Source organism: Candidatus Thiodiazotropha sp. AKIB8 (assembly GCF_058244675.1).
The window spans coordinates 44,039-62,362 of record NZ_JBSYOO010000051.1; the positions used below are offsets into that span (position 1 = coordinate 44,039).

Consider the following 18,324-nt stretch of genomic DNA (forward strand, 5'->3'; position numbering starts at 1 on the left):
TTAATAATCTTTTTCGCGTTCGGACCAAACTACACTAGATCGCCAGCAGATTCCTCAATTCCCGAATCTGTTCCCTCGCATTTTCCAGGATACCGATTGAATGTCGTGGGGTAAGTTTGCCGAGCGCCAATTTATGGAAGGCAGGCACCAGATCCAGTCGCGGCAGCTTCACCATCATTGGTGTTCCGATATAGGCATGAAGCTGAGCAATAACCACCAGATCAACATAATCTGGTTCATGACTTATATCTTCCATCCAATCATCTGCATGCAGAGCGGATTGAACAAAATAGTCAGGAAATTCCCATTGTCGCAGAACCATAGCGCCAACTTCTGCTTTGAGATTTTCAAGCACACGGTCAAGTAATTCAGTATTCTCTATCAGAGCGGGCTTATTGCGTGCCGCGCCGATAATGGCCAGCGCTCCAATGTCATGTAGCAGACCACATAGTAGAGCCTGATCAGATGCAAGACCTGGAGTGACGTTCGCCAGCTCATGACATATTGGAGCAACATAGCTGAGATGTTTCCAAAGTTTGACCATACGTTGTTGTAGAGTTTTCGAACGACTTTGAAACAACTTTCCCAGTGCGAAGCTGATGACCAGATTGTGTGTGACCGAACGACCCAAACGGGTCACTGCGTCAGGCAGATTATCGATTGGCTGTTTCCCCCGATAGGCTGCGCTGTTGACGACACTGATAACACGAGCTGCGACGGTGGGGTCGGCCTGCACAACATGGGCAATATCCTCACTATTGGAATTACCATCATTAATCACCTTTGCGATGCGCATGGTGATATCCGGCATGCTGGGCAGTTCCAACGTGTTGTTTTGCACCGATTCATGAAACTCCCAGTAGAGCTCAGCTTCAGGGCCATTGGTATCACTAAGTTCGATGGTGTTGTTTGATCGCTTGTTGACGATGGGAGGAAGGCGTTTTATTGAATCATATAGCTCTTGGGGAATGCTAAGAAGATCTACAGCTGTAATGCTGTCAACAGATACCTCACAGGGATTCCTCTCAACCAAAGGAAGCGAGCTACAGGGTTGCTCAGCTCGACAGATTACCTGTTTTCTATCATTTGAGTTGATTTTGACTTCACCCGCCAGCAGATAGTAGACCTGGTCTATGGGTTCACCTTCAACTGCAATTGTGGTATTGGCATTTCGATGTTCAACATGGGTTTCGGATAGAACATATTTCAAAACCCGCTTTGGTAAGTTTCTCAGGGCCTCAATTTTTTTGACCCTGTCATTAGTGACAGCGGTTACTCGTTGAATCATCTTAAGCGTGCTCGGGGTGGTCTGTTTCGTATGGAATATTGGCGGCTTTTAGTTGGTTCATTGCGTACAATGTCAATTATAAGAAACTATGAACGAATCTGGTTGGTGATATTACGGGTGATTAACCCTCTACCGCCCTCTCTTGATCCCGGGTAGTAGCCTGTCTACAACCAATATTGGATGCGCAGATGCGGGATTTGTTGATCCTGGATCACCATTCAATATCTGTTCAAAGTACCCTTATTATAGCGACCCGAATGGGTAACACTTTAAGTTGAATGGTGAATTGGTATGCGTATTGGCCAGGGCTATGATGCCCATCGATTCGAATCCGGATCCCGTCTGATTCTCGGCGGAGTCGAAGTGCCCCATGATCAGGGTTTGCTGGCCCATTCGGATGGGGATGTGCTCATACACGCCTTATGCGACGCCTTGCTAGGTGCTGCTGCCCTTGGTGATATTGGCCGACATTTTCCTGACAATGACCCTGCTTACGCCGGCATAGAGAGTCGTAAATTGCTTCGCCAGGTGATAGAGCAGCTTCACAGCATGGGTCTGATGGTTGCAAATGCGGATATGACGATCGTAGCGCAGAAACCGAAGTTAGCCACTTATATCGACGATATGCGTGAAATTCTTGCTTCCGATCTGCAAATTAAGCTGAATCGGGTGAATGTCAAAGCGACGACAACTGAAGGTATGGGATTTACCGGTCGAGGTGAAGGGATTGCCGCTTTAGCTACAGTGCTGTTGAAGGAGTCGGAAATTGACTGACAAACCCTGGCAGCCTATTGAGCAGATGCCTCATGCCCATGGTGGCGTGGCTGGAACCGGGGTGATTCGTTCCACTCCAGAAGATTTTCAAGTCGATGAAATAGTTGGCTTCACGCCGGATGATGAGGGTGAGCACCTGCTGGTGCAGATCAGGAAACGCAAGACCAATACCCAATGGCTTGCCGGGCAGCTGGCAAAACTGGCGGGTATCCCGGTAAAGGATGTCGGTTTCGCGGGGTTGAAAGATCGACATGCTGTTACCACCCAATGGTTCTCTCTTGGTATGGCAGGACGCCCTGAACCTGAATGGAGCAAGCTGGAAGATGAACTGATTCAGGTATTGGCAGTACATAAACACAGACGAAAATTACGTAGAGGAAGCCTGCGAGGTAACCGTTTCACACTGCGTATTAGAGAGTTAAGTGCAGATCAGACGCTACTGGAAAAGCGTCTGACACAACTCAAAATATCGGGGATGCCAAACTATTTTGGTGAACAGCGCTTTGGTCATGGTTACAACAACCTAGGCCAGGCTGACCTCCTGTTTTCACCCGCTAGACCTCGAATGAGCAGATCATTGCGCGGCCTGGTGATATCGGCAGCACGTTCACAGCTTTTCAATCAGGTTCTGGCTGAGCGGATCGAGCAGGGTATCTGGAATATCCCCTTGCCTGGAGACTATTTCAAACTCGATGGCAGTCGAGGAGGGTTTTCCTGCCACGAAGAGGAGGATGAGATCCTGGCCCAGCGCTGTCGAGAGTTGGACATCCATCCTACTGGGCCTCTATGGGGAAGGGGGCTGAATCTAGTCAATGAGGATGCCGGTGATTTGGAGGCGAGGGTATTAGAGCCATTCGAGCTATGGCGAAATGGCCTGGAGCATGTCGGGCTGGAGCAAGAGCGCAGGTCATTGCGAATCAGCTTGAAAGACCTGACTTGGCAATTTCTACAGGATGGGAGCCTGGCGCTGGAATTTTTCCTGCCTGCCGGCTGCTTTGCAACTGCGTTACTGCGTGAATTGATTGACTATACGGCTGATTCTGATATTTGATTACCCTGAAGAATAGGGGTGGTAAAAGAGATTCTTCAGGATAGGATTAAAAGCAGGCTCTGAATAAGTGATCAACGCTCACCTGGCGGAAAAATAGACCCAATAATGAAAGGTACGCTTAGACAACTCTGCTGTGCGGTTCAACGGAATTGCCATATCTCAGACGCCCGTCACGGGGCTGATTATGGACTCTGTACCTATCTGTTGAAGATGCGTGAATACTACCGTTGGGAAAACGGTCTCGACTACCAGGCATCATTGACCAATGAATCCGTTGGTGATTGGCTGACAGCTCGTGAGGCACTTTGGGAATCCCTGGTTGACGACGAGTTTGCAACGCTGCCCCTTGATGGCGAGGACTACGATCCATTCGATGTGGAGACGATTAACCATGCTCTTGAGCCATTGGGGCTGGTCTACAGCGCAGGCTATGGTGCAAAAAACAAACCCCTTTTCTTTCTCGGGCACCTTGAACGGCTGGAACAGCCAGAGGGGATTTCAGTGTGGGTGTCGGGACGTGAACTGGCCAGAGATCTTACCGCCCCCGCTGCAATGAATCAGGGCGGGCGGATCTATATCAGACGGGAATCTTTTCGACGCTTGCTTTGGGAAAAATTTGAAAATTGGCGTTGGCAGCGAGCTGATAATGCAATGGGCCGCGCATTCTCCCACTATGACTTTGATCAGCAACTGGAGACCTCTCTGGATCATATGGTTGAAAAAGAATTGGATGCTGTTCTGCTGCATGAGCAGGGTGAATATCTTGCCGGTAAAGCACTTGGTGAAAAATGGAATGAGATGGTTATCGACCTAGGGCATTCACCGGCTGAACTCATGGCCAGAGCAGTAAGAGATCATTGGGCGGATTGTGAGGTGACTCTACCCCACCTGATAGCACAACAAGATGAAGCATCTCTACACTTCTATATGGGTGGTTTGACTGGAATGCGGAAATCAATATTTCCTGAACTGATTGCTGCCTATGAAGCCTGGCATCTTCATGATGACTGGAAACCTTTGTGCCAGGTTGTGGAAGACGGCAAGAAACACTGGCCTGAGTTGGCAGTCAGGCTGTTGGATTGTTATCAGAATCAACCCTGGGAGGCTCCTGCAGCGATCAAGTCAATGGTTGAAGCAAATACTTTATAGAATGTGCTGTTTCTGCGTTGCGGATCTTCGCAATAGCTGGGCATTTACGTGCGATCCTCGCCTTGAATCGACTCATTTTGTAAGATAATCTGCTTGGATGAGTGTTTTACCTGATGTGACTTAAGTCTGAAGTAGAATATAGGGAAGTAGTTTGAGTTCCGTAAATCCAAAATTATTGATCGCTTTAGTTGTCGTTATACTTTTTGCGGTCTTTCTCAAAGTTTCAAATCCGCATAGAAAATACAGCACACAAGGCTTCTGGGAGACTGCGACCATTGCGTCTATTGATGAAGTTCCTGATGAGGCGTTAGAGCCAGGTAATAGAAATGGCGGTGTGTTGATGTGGGCGGCTATGGTCGTAAGGGATCCAGAGATAATCGAGGCACTTGTTTCCCGTGGTGCTGAGATCAATGAAGCTGACGGAATTTTTATGGGTACGCCTTTAACCGGGGCGGCGGGGTATAGTTCAACCCCAGAGGTAATCGATAAGCTTATTGAACTGGGTGCAGATATCAGCCAGTTGGTTAATAATAACGAAGACGCACTAATGATAGCCGCGCGATATAACCATAATCCTGCGATTATCGAAAAGCTGTTAGAACATGGTGCAGATATGAGCAGAAAGAACTCCCAGGATTTGACAGCCGCAGATATCGCAAGGGAAAGCGGTAATAAAGCAGCACTAACTGTTTTCGAACACCCCCAGAAATTATAGGAAACTATTGACTATTTTAATAAACAGTGGCTATTAAAAAAATACATAAAATCAATAGTTAAGTGTCATCAGGGTCTATACTCTTCCTTGTACAATCGGTAGTCATCTCTTTGATAAATGCGATCTGAATTTTTTGAGAAAAGTTTACCAGTCACTTATCGAAGTTGCCTATCTGTTTCAATTGATTAAGAAACCTCTGAACAAGTCATGGATTGACATCTTGTTGTAGTATTAACGCTATTCTGCACTTCACAATTGCGGTTCATATCATCTCTTATCTATGCCATGATTTGATCTGTTTTTGCTGCAAAATGTCGTCCCTATCAAATTCAGATGTTGCTTAAGGTTTTAACTTAAAATCTATCTCAGGGAGTGACTATGCTGCATTTTATGGACGCTAAAGCTATGTTATTTGTTCAAAATTGGGAAGAAGCGATCTGTACGAGTCATAAAAAACATAGATTTCGTACTCACACCAAACAAGAGCTTGAATCTTTCAATCGCAAGCATGGTGAATGTTCCAGATTTAAAAAGTTTGGAAAATATTTTTAATCAGAACTGGTCTGTCGATATAAATTTTGTGACTCATCGATTATCACTATTTTGATCAGCGTATTCTCATCATATAACGGCACTTTAATATGGTAAAAATATTACTGTGCCGTGTCGTCTGTACTGAATAGATTTGAATGTTACCTTGTTGGATATCAGCAATATTCAGATCTGTAACTACACCTCTGAATCAAAATTGTCTCTTCCGGTTCGCTGGCATTATGACAATAATATTACAGATTAATGTCTTTGCTGTTCAGCTTAGATGAAATATTCTGCAAGCTAGGGTTATTTCGTATTACAGCAATAGGGAACCACCTGTACCCTTCAACCATATCAAATCACCTATCTCTTTCTGGAGTGGTATTGTCATGGTCGATAGTGTTTCCAATTCCAAAAATAGTTCAAGTACAAGTAGTAATAAGTCAAATAGTGATAATTCACCTGCTGCAAAATCACAAAGTTCAAAATCAGATGAGATGACAACTGAAGAACGGTTGAAATCTTTGCCTTCCGCGCTGGATCGCGCACTCGGAGATAACAGCAGGCATGGTGGTGATGCTACACGTCAGGGTACAGGTTACGGCACTCAGCGTCTTGAAGAGGTTTCATCTTCAGTTACAGACAAAGCGGATAAGATTGTTGATGATACTTTGGCGGCAGCAACTGATGGTGTCAAAACAGTTCAGGTCGACGAAGCTTTCGATAAGCTAAACAGCGATGGCGACAAGCTCTATATGCGGGTGACTGCTGAAGTCAAAGGAAACATACAAATTGGTTTAAAAGGTCAGCTGGGTGGTGATATTGAAGTAACCCAGTTGGGTGAAGGGGCAGATGCTGAATACAGAGTGAGTCTGGATAAAGAGTCTCTCGCAGCTTTTACCCAAAAAGTATCTATACCTTATGTTCCATTGAAGTTTGAGGAGGGTCTGCAAACTGCTGATAGGGTGGAAATGACCTTTGCTAATCGTGATGAAGCTATTCAAGCTACAAAGCTGCTGCAACGCCTGGCAGTTGCCGACGTTGCATCAGATCTTTCCGGCGCCGCAGGTGTACTCTCCGGCGCTGGTGCAAATCCTGTTGCAAATCCGCTTACGGAGAGCGGTTCTCCCGGTGTGGTTACAACTGCTGCCGTGGGCCTGTCAGGAGAGGATATGGCTTTTTTACAAGGCCACGTATCAGCTTATGAAACTACCCTGGGTGTCAGGGGGCGCGCTGCGTTGGAGTTACAGGCGCCACAGCTGTTTCTGCCTTTTCAGGTTCAAGGTGAAGGGCGTCTGGATCCACGAATAGAAGTCACGCGAAGGGTTGAGTTACCTGAGGATGGAAAACCGGGAGAATTAACCTATACCGTGTCGGGTGATGTTCGTGCCTCTGCAAAAGAAAAGCTTGCCTTTGATCCGATACCAACTAACCAATTTGACGCAGGTGTGATGCTTCAGAATCGATTGGAAATCGGTTCTGCTCGTATCGAGGTGAGTGCCCATTACGATCTACCCGCTGGAGATATCACCACAAGCCCGGTTGGTGGTCGAGTAGTACCAGAGTATGACCTTGTGACAGGCGATGGTTTTGGTGCACCTGATCGAATCAGTGTTGAAACCTCTGCTGAATGGCACACTCAAGGTGTGTTGGATGCTTCCCGTGGTGATAGCAACAAAACAGTAGCCAATTTTGAAATCAATAACCCGGAGCAGGCTGGTCCAGCTTTGAGCATGTTGGCAAATGGTGATGTCACTGCTGCCGCAAGCGCTGCAGGAGTGGAACTGAAAACTACCTTTCAGCAAATTGAGCGCAGTGGGCTTGCAACCCAGGGTGGCTTCAAGTTCAAGTTTGGTGAGGGGAATGAACTGGAAGCAACCGTTATCGTAGAGGCGGGTGTTGACGACGTCACTACCATGCAACACAACACAATTGCCCCTCAACAGACTGCGCCAGTGAAGCAACCTGTCGACGATGGCAAAACCCTGGTAGTCGAACCTGAAGCTGGCCTTACCCTGAGGAATGAACCGATGGGTAAAAGAACATCCGTTTTTCAGCATGGCACTTTCCTCAGGCAGACAGGGGAAGCCGTAACTGCTTTTGATGGTAATCAATGGGTACCTGTGGAAGGAACTGACGTAAACGACCAACCTGTTTCAGGCTATGTGTACGCCGGTTATATAAGATCACACGACAGCAGTAGTGGCGCGATGGACGAGACGGGCCGAACCAATCCAACCCTGGAATATCAACGATATGATCAGCTGACAGTCAAAGATGGGGATAACCTCTGGGATTTAGCCCAGCAGCACAATGTCTCCTTTGAAGAGATGGTTGAACTTAATAACGAGCATCTGATAGCACCCGATTTAATATTTGCCGGTGACACTGTTTACCTGCCAGGAACTGAAAAAGGGCCGATTAAGGTTGCCGAGGTGGAAACACAGGAGTTACCAGCCAACACTTCAACATCGACACCAGGATCAGGCTCTTCAACGGAAAGTAGCTCTACATCACTTCCAGCCGGTTCAGGCAGTTTATCGGGATCGGGTTCAACATCGATGACCGATTCAACTTCAACGCCAACAAACAGTGACAGCTCATCAAGTTCTACCGGTTCAGTAACCGATGTCTCAGTACCTGGCACTGAGGTTCAAGAAGGAAACGTGCCTGCTGCTACAGATCAGATAGATGGCCGTAAGCCAACGAGTGATATTATCGAACAGTATCAAGTTGCTGATGATGAGATGTTGCCTGAATGGCAGCTAGAGGTAAAAGTCGGGCCATTTACTGTCGAGAGAGTGCCGTTTACCAATATCGAAGTTCCGACCTTGCGAAATAGGACTAGAACAGAGACAGGTTTAATTCAGGAGCTGTATAATCGTGATGGTTTTTTTGCAGTAAAGACATTCAACGATATCGTTAACCCACAAGGCACTGACCAGGAAATCAATGTCTACCAGATCGCCGATCAGAAATTTCCTCCTCATGATGAAAAAGGTAATTATGTTCCTGGGCGCGAGGATGGCCACAATGATGCCATGAGGCACGCATTCTACAATGCTATGCTAACCAAAGAATTTGGTGTTGAGTTTGCGGAGTCTTTTGCAACCGCCCATGAAGGGGTGCCAGGAAATCAAGCAGATAGGGAGGCTATGGATCTCTTCAATAATGAACTCGGTCGTCGCATTGCTGTGGAGAACCCAGAAGCCTCCCCACAAGAATTAGCGGGGTTGATCCACAATGCGATTATCAACGGGGAGGCTGTGGTGATTGATAGTAATGGTGAGCTTGTTTACAGTGATCAAGTCGCAGTAGGTCAAACAGGAGAGGCAGATGATGGGCCGATAAATGGTACTCTAACACCGCCGGAATGGGTGGATACAGGATCTAATTGAATATGCATAGAGTAGCAAAAGTAATCAGAATATTGATATTTGGTCTGACAGTAGGTCTGATAGCAGGATGTGACAACAGTATGACATCGAAAGAATTACCATATATATTTTCATCAGAAGTTCTTGACAAATTATCATTGTTTTCCCAAAAAGGGCCTCAAGGTGCGACCTATCGGCTTGAAGACGTAACAACTTTTAACTGGGATGAAGTGCATGTTTTTCACGGTGGTGAATCGGGTAGATTCATTAATCAGCATATTGGCCAAAAAATGTTTGATGATGATGACTATTACGGTGAACGCTGGACATTAATGGTGTTTACAGATCACGATAAAGTTGTTCATGCAGTCTCTTTTGTGCCTCCTTTGTTTTTCAATATTCATAAGAAAGTAACATTTCAACGAAATGAAGCAATCGTCTTAGCTCATAGCAAGAACCCTGGCCCCTATTCGCTCATGTTTAAGGAGTAATATCGTCTGAACCTATAGTATTTAGGTGTATAAGTTTCGAGTTGACCGGAGACTTTACCAGTTAATCAAAAGTTGTCTCTTCCGGTTCGCCGGTATTATCGATAATAATCCGTTTTACCCCGTTCATGCGGGATACAATGTAACCTCCCATCATTATAGCCAGCTGCTCATTGTTCGTTTCTAGTGCAGTCAATAGCTTACCGGCCACCAGTTGGCAGCGCTGAGTTGCGTTGGGATTTCTGGTCCATTTCTGGCCGATTTGCCATCCTTTGTCCATGTCCCTGTCCATTTTTTCAAATGAGTCACCCATGGTTTCAATATAGCCATCGGGAATATCCAGGTCCATTGACCATTCATCGATAATAAGATTTAGTTGCATGATGTAAACTTATAAGTCAGTAAAAAAAGCTATTTGCCTGCAGATTTTTAAGTCTAAGGGCATCTGCTAATCATCGTGTCTCACGAAGGTAAAATCAAGCGTATGGAAGATCAGGAATTACTCGCTATTGTTGAATTGGGTGGCTATCCCAATTTCGTCCCGCTGTACCAACGCTTGAAATATAGGGTAGAGATGGTCAACTCTGTTCGTAAAGCTCAGGCATGGCTGAAGAGACATCGCCCCAAGGTGGTGGTAGCGGAGTTCTATTCTGATCCCCAATTCAGGGATCGTGTGAGTAATCTTGAATCACTGCTGGCGACCTTGCAGCGTTATGATATTGAAGCAAAGATTATTGTGCTCATTGATACAGAGTATCTGCAGCGCCTGGAAAAAGTACAGGCTCGCTATGCAATACATAGTGTGCTTACCTTTCCTGTGGATGATAGTGTTATGCAAGCCGCTATAGAGTCAATATAGGAGTTTTAGATGTTATTGGAAATCGACAGATTGCTTGAGTCGGCTCAACTGCAAAAGATCGATCAAATTCTATCAGAGGCTGAATTTGTCGACGGTAGGCTCACCGCCGGTATGGCGGCAAAGAGAGTAAAAAACAATCAGGAGTTGAAGGGCAGCCAAAAGCAGATGGAGCTGTTGATAAGGATCCTCACCAGCGCAATGGGGCAAAATCAAAGTTTTCGTTCTGCAGTATTACCTTATCGCATGGCCGACCCGATTTTTGCTCGATACCAGTCGGGGATGACCTATGGTGATCACGTTGATGACCCGTTAATGGGGATCAGTGGTCAACGCTTTCGCAGTGATGTCTCAATGACGGTTTTTTTACGCGATCCAGATAGTTATGAAGGTGGTGAGTTGGTTATTCGTACCACTTTTGGTGAGAAACGGGTGAAATTAGCCGCGGGCAGCGCTGTGATTTATCCCTCTTCCAGTCTTCATCATGTTGCTGAGGTTACTCAGGGGGAGCGGTTGGTCGCCTTGGCTTGGATACAAAGTTATGTACGGGATCCGGCCAGGAGAGAACTGCTCTATGAGCTTGACCAGGCAAGAGAGGATCTGCTGCTAAACAGGTCTCAGGAAGCTACCACAGGGCTGGTCGATAAGTCCTACGCAAATTTACTGCGCATGTGGAGTGATGTGTAGAAATATTTCCAGAAACAGGGTGCGGCGAAACCGCACCCTTGTGTAAATTCAGTACAAAGTGCAACTTGGCTTAGTAACCGCCTTTACGCTTGGTTTCTGGCAGGCCGGCAATTTTACTGGCCTGTTTGGCCGGGCCCATGGGGAAATGGATGTAGAGCGCTTTTGCATCAACCTTGCCTTCGTCTGTCCAGACACCTTTAAAGTGCTTGACCATGTTACGTTCGTTGGGCTGATTGCCGCCGTTATTCAAATACTCATCACGCAGAAAATTGATGATTTCCCATGCTTTTTCTGAAAGGGTGACACCTTCCGATTCCGCGATGACCTTGGCGACGTCCTCACTCCAGTCAGTCTGGTTGACCAGATAACCGTTCGCATCGGCTTCAACTGTATTACCATTTACTTCATATGACATTGATCTCTCCTACTAAAACACGAGGCACTCGGCCTCTATAACTATTATTCAGTGTTTATCGGTTCTGGCCTAATGGTCAGGGCGCATGCTTCGACATTGAGTCCGGCAAAGATCACTGAGAAACAGTGAGTGCGCATCCTGTAATCTTAAACAGTCTTGTGTGGTATAAACAAGCCAAAGCCTCGATTGCGTAATGAACCCATACCCTCTTCCTGTAGAGTAATCGCGTCCCCCAGGGGGAGTCCGGCGACCATCAGGCTCTTCGTGAGTATTGCTCCTTCAGGGGTCTGAAAGGCATCCCCTTTACCACAGAGTACCTTTTTGAATCTGAGATTGAGTGCTTTCAGCTGGCTGACAGACTGTTCCATGAAATCGTCCTCAGACTGACCCTCTTCTACGACCAGATGGCGGCAATAGAGTGTGGTTGTCATGCTGAGCAGTCGGGTATGGCTTTCGCCGATTTCCAGTTTTGAGCCATCAATATCCAGAATTTGATCCGAAAGCTTCTCTGCGTCACCGATACGTGCTTTCGGCAGGCGCAGGATAAAGGGGGTGCGTCGGGAGAGGTAGAGCAGGTCACCACTGCCAGAGGGACGCTCCCAGCCATTGCCTGAATCTGCACCATAGATCAGATGCAGACCTGCATTGGATTCATCAGCAAACCAGGGGAGGGCTTGATGAATCGCCTGGGAAAGCGCCCATGCATGATCTATTGGAAGTGTGGGGCACTTAATTTTAAAGATCAGATCCAAGACATTGTCAGGGACAACGAAACGATCTTCATCTACCTCTTCCTGCCAGAACATCTACAGCTCCAATTCAAACATCTGCGGGGATTTTAGCGCGTAACTCATCCTTGTCGTACCACCAGTCATTATCGACAATCACATCCAGCACCGTTGCCAGGCGAGGCAGGAATTTACCGGGATCATCAAGCTCCATGCGTTCAACCCAGAAATCGAATATCTCCTGCTCTTCGACCTGACTGTGGCGCCTGGCTACCTGACCCATAAGCTGATTGGTGAAAAACCTCAGATCTTCCTGCTGTTGGCCTTCGGCACGTAAATCGATTAAATAACAGGCCGTGGCAGCAGCCACAGCCCCTCCGTCAGATTTATCAGGTGTCTCATCTATAAGATGCTGCAGCATGGCGACACTCAGCTCTGGGTCGACGGGAAATGTAACTCCCAACCAGATGCCATGGGCAAGCGCTTTTATTGCGTCATCCTTCTCGGCCTGGTAAATAATGTCGCAGGACTCAACCGCTGTAAGCCAGAGTTCATCCGCTAGCGCTTCGTCGAAAACCTTTTTGGCAATCTGCCAGGCTTCGTCACTACGATCCAGGTCGAGCAGGATATAGCAGCTCTCAATTTCTATCGTCAGGCGTTTTTCCAATGACGCGTCAGCATTGAGTGTTGCGAGTTCTTCACGTTTTTCAGCCAGGCGAAGTTCAAGTAGTTGACTCGATTTGACTGCATCCTCGGCACTATCGTTATCACCGACAAAAGTTTCTGATTCTAAATACTTCACAGATCATTACTCAGTTAAGGTTTGGTGTGGTCAAGTGAAGGCCGCTTCAAGGCGATCCTCCCAATTCTCGGGCGTATCGGCAAAGGGCGGTTTTACGTCGATTCGAAAAAATACCTCCGACTTTGAACGCGCTTTCACGGTATCCAGAAGTTGCTCGAAGCTATCGACTTCTGGATGTTGCATCATCAATTCGCTCAGGTACAGCATCTATTTTGTGTCCGTTTAATTACTTAGTAAAATGGTCAGTTATTACTATTGAACATTAAGCTAGATGTGGGTTCAAGTCCCTTTTTGCAATAACTAGGGATAAAGCTATCCCTGTAGAAAAAGGGGGATATTAAATCACGATCTTATGTTGGTAATAGTTTATAACTTGCTGTGTTTACAATAAATATAGATAGATTGCATATATATGACCTAAACAGATCTGGTTTTATCTATCCCTTTTGGGATAGTCGATTCTATCCCTTTACCCCCCATTGGAAGGATATAGGTCTGCATTAGGAATCCCTAAAATTGCGTCCCAGTAGTAGCAGGCCCTGCCTGTGAGGTTAAGATTGCAGGCCAGTTGGCAAAACTCTACTGCTTGGTTATCAGCCAAGAATAATTAGGATGAGCTAAATGCTGACGACCTGGACAAACGACCATTGGGAGAAACATTGATGGCAAAACAGATGCATGATACCCCCATGCTTGATCAGCTGGAGAGCGGCCCTTGGCCCTCATTTGTCACCGGCCTCAAGCGCCTCGCCAAAGAGAATGACATGATGGTTGACCTGATGGGTCAGCTAGAGACTTCCTACGAAACCCGCAAAGGCTACTGGAAAGGTGGCACCGTGGGCGTTATCGGCTACGGCGGTGGTATCATTCCCCGTTTTACCGAGCTGAAAAATGATGATGGCGAAGCTGTGTTTCCTGCTTGTGCAGAGTTCCACACCCTTCGTGTTATGCCTCCTCCAGGCATGCATTACGATACTAATACCATTCGCAAATTCTGTGATATCTGGGAAAAGTATGGCTCTGGTCTGATTGCATTCCACGGTCAGTCAGGCGATATCATGTTCCAGGGTTGCTCTACCGACAACGTACAACCTGCGTTTGACGAGATCAACGAGATGGGTTTTGATCTTGGTGGTGCTGGTCCAGCTGTACGTACAGGTATGTCCTGTGTGGGCGCTGCTCGCTGTGAAAACTCCTGCTTCGATGAGGGCCGTACCATGCGCATGCTGGTCAACAACGCCCTTGACGATATGCACCGTCCTGCACTGCCTTATAAGTTTAAATATAAGGTATCCGGATGTCCTAACGACTGTATGAACTCTGTTCAGCGCGCTGACCTGGCTACTATTGGTACCTGGCGCGACGATATGAAAGTCGATCAGGACGAAGTTAAGAAATTCGTTGGCGAAAAGGGCCGCAAGTACGTCATCGATAACGTTATCACCCGTTGCCCAACTCAGGCATTGTCTTTGAATGATGATGATACCCTGGCTGTGGACAACCCCTCCTGCGTACGTTGCATGCACTGTATTAATGTAATGACCAAAGCGCTCTCTCCTGGTGACGATAAAGGCGTATCCCTGCTGTGCGGTGGTAAGCGTACTCTGAAGATCGGCGATCTGATGGGCACTGTAATCGTACCTTTCATGAAGCTTGAGTCTGATGATGACTTCGAAGAGCTGGGTGAGCTGGCTACTGAGATTCTCGATTTCTTTGCTGAAAACGCACTCGAACATGAGCGTACAGGTGAGATGATCGAACGAATCGGTCTGGTCAACTTCCTTGAAGGCGTAGGCCTGGAGATCGATCCTAATATGATCGAGCGTCCGCGTATGAATCCTTATGTCCGTATGGACGGTTGGGATGAAGAAGCGGCCAAGTGGGCTGAGCGTAAAGCTGCGCAATAATTCTGTTTACTGCTGACTGACAGCAGGTTGCATGGGGGGCACCGGGTTCGCCCGGATGCCCCTAAAAACGAATCAATTACCCTATTTTTTTGGAGGTAGGTATGTCGGAACCTCGTATGCCGATCGAGAGTGGTGTTCCAGAGATGGAGCCCTACTTGCACCCCGTCCTGAAGAAGAACTATGGCCAGTGGGCTTGGCATGAACGCCTGCGTCCTGGTGTTCTTCATCACGTTGCCAAGAGTGGCGATGGCATCTGGACAGTGCGTGCCGGTACTCAGCGTCAGATGGATCTCTACACGATCCGCAAGCTGATGGATATTGCTGACGAATTTGCTGAAGGATATGTTCGCTTCACTATTCGTTCCAACATCGAATTTATGGTCAGTGATGCCGCTAAAGTAGAGCCTTTGATCGAAAAGCTGAATGCTGAAGGCTTTCCTATCGGTGGTACTGGACCCTCTGTCTCCATGATCTCTCATACCCAGGGTTGGTTGCACTGCGATATCCCAGGTACTGATGCATCTGGTGCTGTAAAGGCGCTGATGGATGATCTCTATGATGAGTTCACTAAAGAAGAGATGCCTAACCGTGTACGTATCACCACCTCCTGCTGCCAGATCAACTGCGGTGGCCAGGGTGATATCGCGATCAATATACAGCATACCAAGCCACCTAAGATCGATCACACTCAGGTTGCAAACGTCTGTGAGCGTCCTTCAGTTGTAGCGCGATGCCCGGTAGCTGCTATCCGTCCTGCCATGGTAAATGGTAAACCTTCTCTTGAAGTGGACGAGAAGAAGTGTATCTGTTGCGGTGCTTGCTTTCCGCCTTGTCCTCCAATGCAGATCAATGATCCTGAGCACTCCAAGTTTGCAATCTGGGTAGGTGGTAAGAACTCCAACGCGCGTTCCAAACCAACTTTCCATAAGCTGGTTGCTGCAGGTGTACCTAATAATCCTCCTCGCTGGCCTGAAGTTTCTGAGGTCGTCAAACAGATCCTTAGTGCTTATAAGGCAGACGCCAAAGATTGGGAGCGTATTGGAGAGTGGGCTGATCGCATTGGCTGGCCTAAGTTCTTCGAAAAGACTGGTCTTCCATTCACCAAGTATCACATTGATAACTGGCGTGGTGGTCGTGAAAACCTCAATGCTTCTGCACATATCCGTTTCTAATAACGGTTGGCATTGAATAAGTAACAGGAAGGTCATTCTGATGAAATTTGCGATTCAGGTAAATGAAGGTCCGTACCAGCATCAAGCAACGGACTCTGCGTACCAGTTTACAAAGGCAGTGTTGGAATCAGGGCACGAAATAATGCGTGTCTTCTTCTATCACGACGGCGTGAACAACGGTACAAATCTCACTACTCCGCCCCAGGACGATCGTAACATCGTCAACCGTTGGAGCGAGTTAGCGAAAAAATACGATCTCGACATGGTGGTCTGTGTCGCAGCAGCCCAACGTCGTGGGATCGTTGATGAAGGCGAAATGCAGCGCAATGGAAAAGATGCGCAGAATATTGCTGACAACTTTCGTATTTCCGGTCTCGGTCAATTGATCGAAGCGGGCGTCCAGTCAGATCGGCTGGTAGTTTTCGGTGACTAACTGTAGAGGTTGAAGATGTCTGAACAGATAAAAAAATTCATGTACATCAACCGCCGTGCACCCTATGGCACTATCTATGCCTGGGAGTCACTGGAAGTTGTGTTGATTGGGGCTGCATTTGATCAGGATGTCCATTTGGCCTTCCTCGATGACGGTGTGTTTCAACTGGTAAAAGGGCAGGATACTTCTGATGTTGAGATGAAGAATTTCTCCCCAACCTATCAGGCTCTGGGTGACTACGACGTAACTAAACTTTACGTTGAGAAAGAGTCACTGGAGGAGCGTGGTTTGACTCTGGATGATTTGATGCCTCTCACCTATGAAGATGAAGACGATGATTGGGCTGAAAAGGACTCAATCAAAGTGGTGAGCCGTGCTGAACTTGCGGACATCATGGATGAACAAGATATCTTGTTCAGCTTCTAAGTAGGAGTAAAGAGTATGAGCACACTACACACAGTCAATAAATCACCTTTTGAGAAGTCTTCCATGGACAGTTGTTTGACGTATGCCAAAGATGGCAGTTCCGTCCTGCTGTATGAAGACGCTATCTATGGTGCTATCAAGGGTTCATCTATAGCTGACAAAGTTTCTGCTAAAAGCGGTGTCAGTTTTTATGTGCTTGGCCCAGACCTTAAGGCGCGCGGCGTCTCAGAAGATAAGGTCATTGATGGTATCGAAATCGTGGACTATCCCAAGTTTGTTGCTCTGGCTGCAGAGAACGACAAAGTGCAAGCTTGGGTCTGATTAGTTTACTGAACAACTCTGTAACGTTATTTGGAGAGAAAATATGGCTATCGAAGCAAATGGTAAGTCCTTCGAGACTGATGAAGAAGGTTACCTGACCAACTTAGGTGAGTGGGAGCCTGCTGTTGCCGAAGTTATGGCAAAAGAAGATGACCTCGAACTGACTAGTGAACACTGGGAAATCATCAACTTCCTGCGTGAGTACTATGAAGAGTATCAGATTGCTCCGGCCGTTCGCGTTCTGACCAAAGCTGTAGGTAAAAAACTGGGTAAGGAAAAGGGTAACTCCAAGTACCTCTACTCTCTGTTTCCTTATGGTCCTGGTAAGCAGGCTTGCCGTTTCGCTGGTCTGCCTAAACCGACTGGCTGTATCTAAGAAACCAAGTGCACGTGGTGGGTGGATATTTTATCCACCCACCAGTGATCTGATCAACTTTTGAGGAACGCAGGAACATGTCATCTGTCTACGCGTTGCTGTTTATCGTAGCGACCATCGTTCTGGTAATTGGTCTGGCGAGAAAAATCGTCCAGTATGCCAAGACACCTGCACCATTAAAGATTCCTACAACGCCGGCACCTGTGACCCAGACCGGAGTTGTTTTTCGACTGTTTCGTGAAGTTGTACTCTTTGAGAGTCTGTTCAAGAGCACAAAGTGGACCTGGGTTTTTTCCTGGTTGTTCCACTTCGGATTGTTCCTCGTTTTACTCAGGCATCTGCGCTACTTTATTGAACCGGTATGGCTTCCTATAGAGCTGATACAGCCGTTTGGGAAGTATGCTGCATTTGCGATGGTTGCTGGATTGGCTGGACTCTTGATTCGTAGAATTTTTGTGGATCGTGTTCGCTACATTTCATCACCTTCTGATTATCTCTGGCTGCTAATACTGATTGTTATTGGTATGAGTGGTGCTACGATGACATTTGTAGTGCACACAGATGTGGTCGCGGTTAAACAGTTTTTTACAGGCTTCTGGACCTTGAGTGGGGGCGACCTCCCGATGGATCCTATCCTATTGATACATCTCTCACTGGTTGCTGTGTTGATGATTTTGCTGCCGTTCAGCAAGTTGTTACACATCCCTGGTATCTTTTTCAGCCCAACACGAAATCAAGTTGATAATCCGCGCGAGCGACGTCACCTGGTTGAATGGGCGAAAAAGTTTGAAGAGTCTTAAGTTGTCGCTTGGCCGATGAGGGTTA

21 protein-coding genes are annotated in these 18,324 nt (G+C 47.0%); 15 read left to right on the forward strand and 6 right to left on the reverse strand.

Features of this window, described 5'->3' with window-relative positions; all coding sequences use genetic code 11:
- Positions 1 to 34 precede the first annotated feature (34 nt).
- Positions 35 to 1,288 (reverse strand): HDOD domain-containing protein, encoded by a 1,254-nt coding sequence (locus AC4IFB_RS18495; protein ID WP_490778876.1) that lies wholly within the window; start codon positions 1,286 to 1,288, stop codon positions 35 to 37.
- Positions 1,289 to 1,579: 291 nt separating this feature from the next.
- On the opposite strand from AC4IFB_RS18495, the gene ispF reads away from it, so the two are divergent.
- From ispF to AC4IFB_RS18525, 6 genes are all read left to right on the forward strand, one after another.
- A complete protein-coding gene (gene ispF, locus AC4IFB_RS18500; RefSeq protein WP_490778875.1) occupies positions 1,580 to 2,062 on the forward strand; it encodes a 2-C-methyl-D-erythritol 2,4-cyclodiphosphate synthase in 483 nt (160 codons plus the stop codon).
- Positions 2,055 to 3,113, forward strand: a complete 1,059-nt coding sequence (gene truD / locus AC4IFB_RS18505) for a tRNA pseudouridine(13) synthase TruD (RefSeq protein WP_490780968.1) — start codon at positions 2,055 to 2,057, stop codon at positions 3,111 to 3,113. The genes ispF and truD overlap by 8 nt, the downstream gene beginning before the upstream one ends.
- A 105-nt stretch (positions 3,114 to 3,218) precedes the next feature.
- Positions 3,219 to 4,262, forward strand: a complete 1,044-nt coding sequence (locus tag AC4IFB_RS18510) for an Sfum_1244 family protein (protein WP_490780969.1) — start codon at positions 3,219 to 3,221, stop codon at positions 4,260 to 4,262.
- A 151-nt stretch (positions 4,263 to 4,413) separates the two neighbouring features.
- A complete protein-coding gene (locus tag AC4IFB_RS18515) occupies positions 4,414 to 4,977 on the forward strand; it encodes an ankyrin repeat domain-containing protein (protein WP_490780970.1) in 564 nt (187 codons plus the stop codon).
- A gap of 1,031 nt (positions 4,978 to 6,008) precedes the next feature.
- On the forward strand, positions 6,009 to 8,909 hold the full coding sequence (locus AC4IFB_RS18520) for a LysM peptidoglycan-binding domain-containing protein (protein WP_490780971.1): 2,901 nt from the start codon (positions 6,009 to 6,011) through the stop codon (positions 8,907 to 8,909).
- An 80-nt stretch (positions 8,910 to 8,989) separates the two neighbouring features.
- The gene (locus AC4IFB_RS18525; RefSeq protein WP_490778870.1) at positions 8,990 to 9,379 is read left to right on the forward strand and encodes a hypothetical protein; all 390 of its coding nucleotides are present in this window, start codon (positions 8,990 to 8,992) and stop codon (positions 9,377 to 9,379) included.
- Positions 9,380 to 9,440: 61 nt separating this feature from the next.
- On the opposite strand, the gene AC4IFB_RS18530 is transcribed toward AC4IFB_RS18525, so the two are convergent.
- Positions 9,441 to 9,758: a hypothetical protein gene (locus AC4IFB_RS18530; protein ID WP_490780972.1), complete on the reverse strand. Its 318-nt coding sequence runs from the start codon at positions 9,756 to 9,758 to the stop codon at positions 9,441 to 9,443.
- A gap of 75 nt (positions 9,759 to 9,833) precedes the next feature.
- Between AC4IFB_RS18530 and AC4IFB_RS18535 the strand changes: the two genes are divergently transcribed.
- Positions 9,834 to 10,235, forward strand: coding sequence for a hypothetical protein (locus AC4IFB_RS18535; protein WP_490780973.1), 402 nt, complete (start codon positions 9,834 to 9,836; stop codon positions 10,233 to 10,235).
- A gap of 9 nt (positions 10,236 to 10,244) precedes the next feature.
- Complete coding sequence (locus AC4IFB_RS18540; protein WP_490780974.1) at positions 10,245 to 10,919, forward strand: Fe2+-dependent dioxygenase; 675 nt, start codon at positions 10,245 to 10,247, stop codon at positions 10,917 to 10,919.
- Positions 10,920 to 10,989: 70 nt separating this feature from the next.
- Here AC4IFB_RS18540 and AC4IFB_RS18545 read toward each other — a convergent pair whose 3' ends face one another.
- The 4 genes from AC4IFB_RS18545 to AC4IFB_RS18560 form a co-directional block, all read right to left on the reverse strand.
- Complete coding sequence (locus AC4IFB_RS18545) at positions 10,990 to 11,334, reverse strand: TusE/DsrC/DsvC family sulfur relay protein (RefSeq protein WP_490778866.1); 345 nt, start codon at positions 11,332 to 11,334, stop codon at positions 10,990 to 10,992.
- A gap of 146 nt (positions 11,335 to 11,480) precedes the next feature.
- A complete protein-coding gene (cas6, locus tag AC4IFB_RS18550; protein WP_490780975.1) occupies positions 11,481 to 12,140 on the reverse strand; it encodes a type I-MYXAN CRISPR-associated protein Cas6/Cmx6 in 660 nt (219 codons plus the stop codon).
- 13 nt (positions 12,141 to 12,153) lie between these two features.
- Positions 12,154 to 12,864: a hypothetical protein gene (locus AC4IFB_RS18555; RefSeq protein WP_490780976.1), complete on the reverse strand. Its 711-nt coding sequence runs from the start codon at positions 12,862 to 12,864 to the stop codon at positions 12,154 to 12,156.
- Positions 12,865 to 12,894: 30 nt separating this feature from the next.
- The gene (locus AC4IFB_RS18560) at positions 12,895 to 13,071 is read right to left on the reverse strand and encodes a sulfur relay protein DsrC (RefSeq protein WP_490778863.1); all 177 of its coding nucleotides are present in this window, start codon (positions 13,069 to 13,071) and stop codon (positions 12,895 to 12,897) included.
- A 455-nt stretch (positions 13,072 to 13,526) separates the two neighbouring features.
- On the opposite strand from AC4IFB_RS18560, the gene dsrA reads away from it, so the two are divergent.
- The 7 genes from dsrA (at position 13,527) to AC4IFB_RS18595 (ending at position 18,299) form a co-directional block, all read left to right on the forward strand.
- Positions 13,527 to 14,771, forward strand: coding sequence for a dissimilatory-type sulfite reductase subunit alpha (dsrA, locus tag AC4IFB_RS18565; RefSeq protein ID WP_490780977.1), 1,245 nt, complete (start codon positions 13,527 to 13,529; stop codon positions 14,769 to 14,771).
- A 101-nt stretch (positions 14,772 to 14,872) separates the two neighbouring features.
- Positions 14,873 to 15,943: a dissimilatory-type sulfite reductase subunit beta gene (gene dsrB / locus AC4IFB_RS18570; protein WP_490778861.1), complete on the forward strand. Its 1,071-nt coding sequence runs from the start codon at positions 14,873 to 14,875 to the stop codon at positions 15,941 to 15,943.
- A gap of 40 nt (positions 15,944 to 15,983) precedes the next feature.
- Positions 15,984 to 16,376, forward strand: a complete 393-nt coding sequence (gene tusD, locus AC4IFB_RS18575; protein WP_490778860.1) for a sulfurtransferase complex subunit TusD — start codon at positions 15,984 to 15,986, stop codon at positions 16,374 to 16,376.
- Between the two features lie 15 nt (positions 16,377 to 16,391).
- On the forward strand, positions 16,392 to 16,802 hold the full coding sequence (tusC, locus tag AC4IFB_RS18580) for a sulfurtransferase complex subunit TusC (RefSeq protein WP_490778859.1): 411 nt from the start codon (positions 16,392 to 16,394) through the stop codon (positions 16,800 to 16,802).
- Positions 16,803 to 16,817: 15 nt separating this feature from the next.
- On the forward strand, positions 16,818 to 17,123 hold the full coding sequence (gene tusB, locus AC4IFB_RS18585; RefSeq protein WP_490778858.1) for a sulfurtransferase complex subunit TusB: 306 nt from the start codon (positions 16,818 to 16,820) through the stop codon (positions 17,121 to 17,123).
- A gap of 43 nt (positions 17,124 to 17,166) precedes the next feature.
- On the forward strand, positions 17,167 to 17,499 hold the full coding sequence (locus AC4IFB_RS18590; protein WP_490778857.1) for a TusE/DsrC/DsvC family sulfur relay protein: 333 nt from the start codon (positions 17,167 to 17,169) through the stop codon (positions 17,497 to 17,499).
- Between the two features lie 77 nt (positions 17,500 to 17,576).
- Complete coding sequence (locus tag AC4IFB_RS18595) at positions 17,577 to 18,299, forward strand: respiratory nitrate reductase subunit gamma (RefSeq protein ID WP_490778856.1); 723 nt, start codon at positions 17,577 to 17,579, stop codon at positions 18,297 to 18,299.
- Positions 18,300 to 18,324 lie beyond the last annotated feature (25 nt).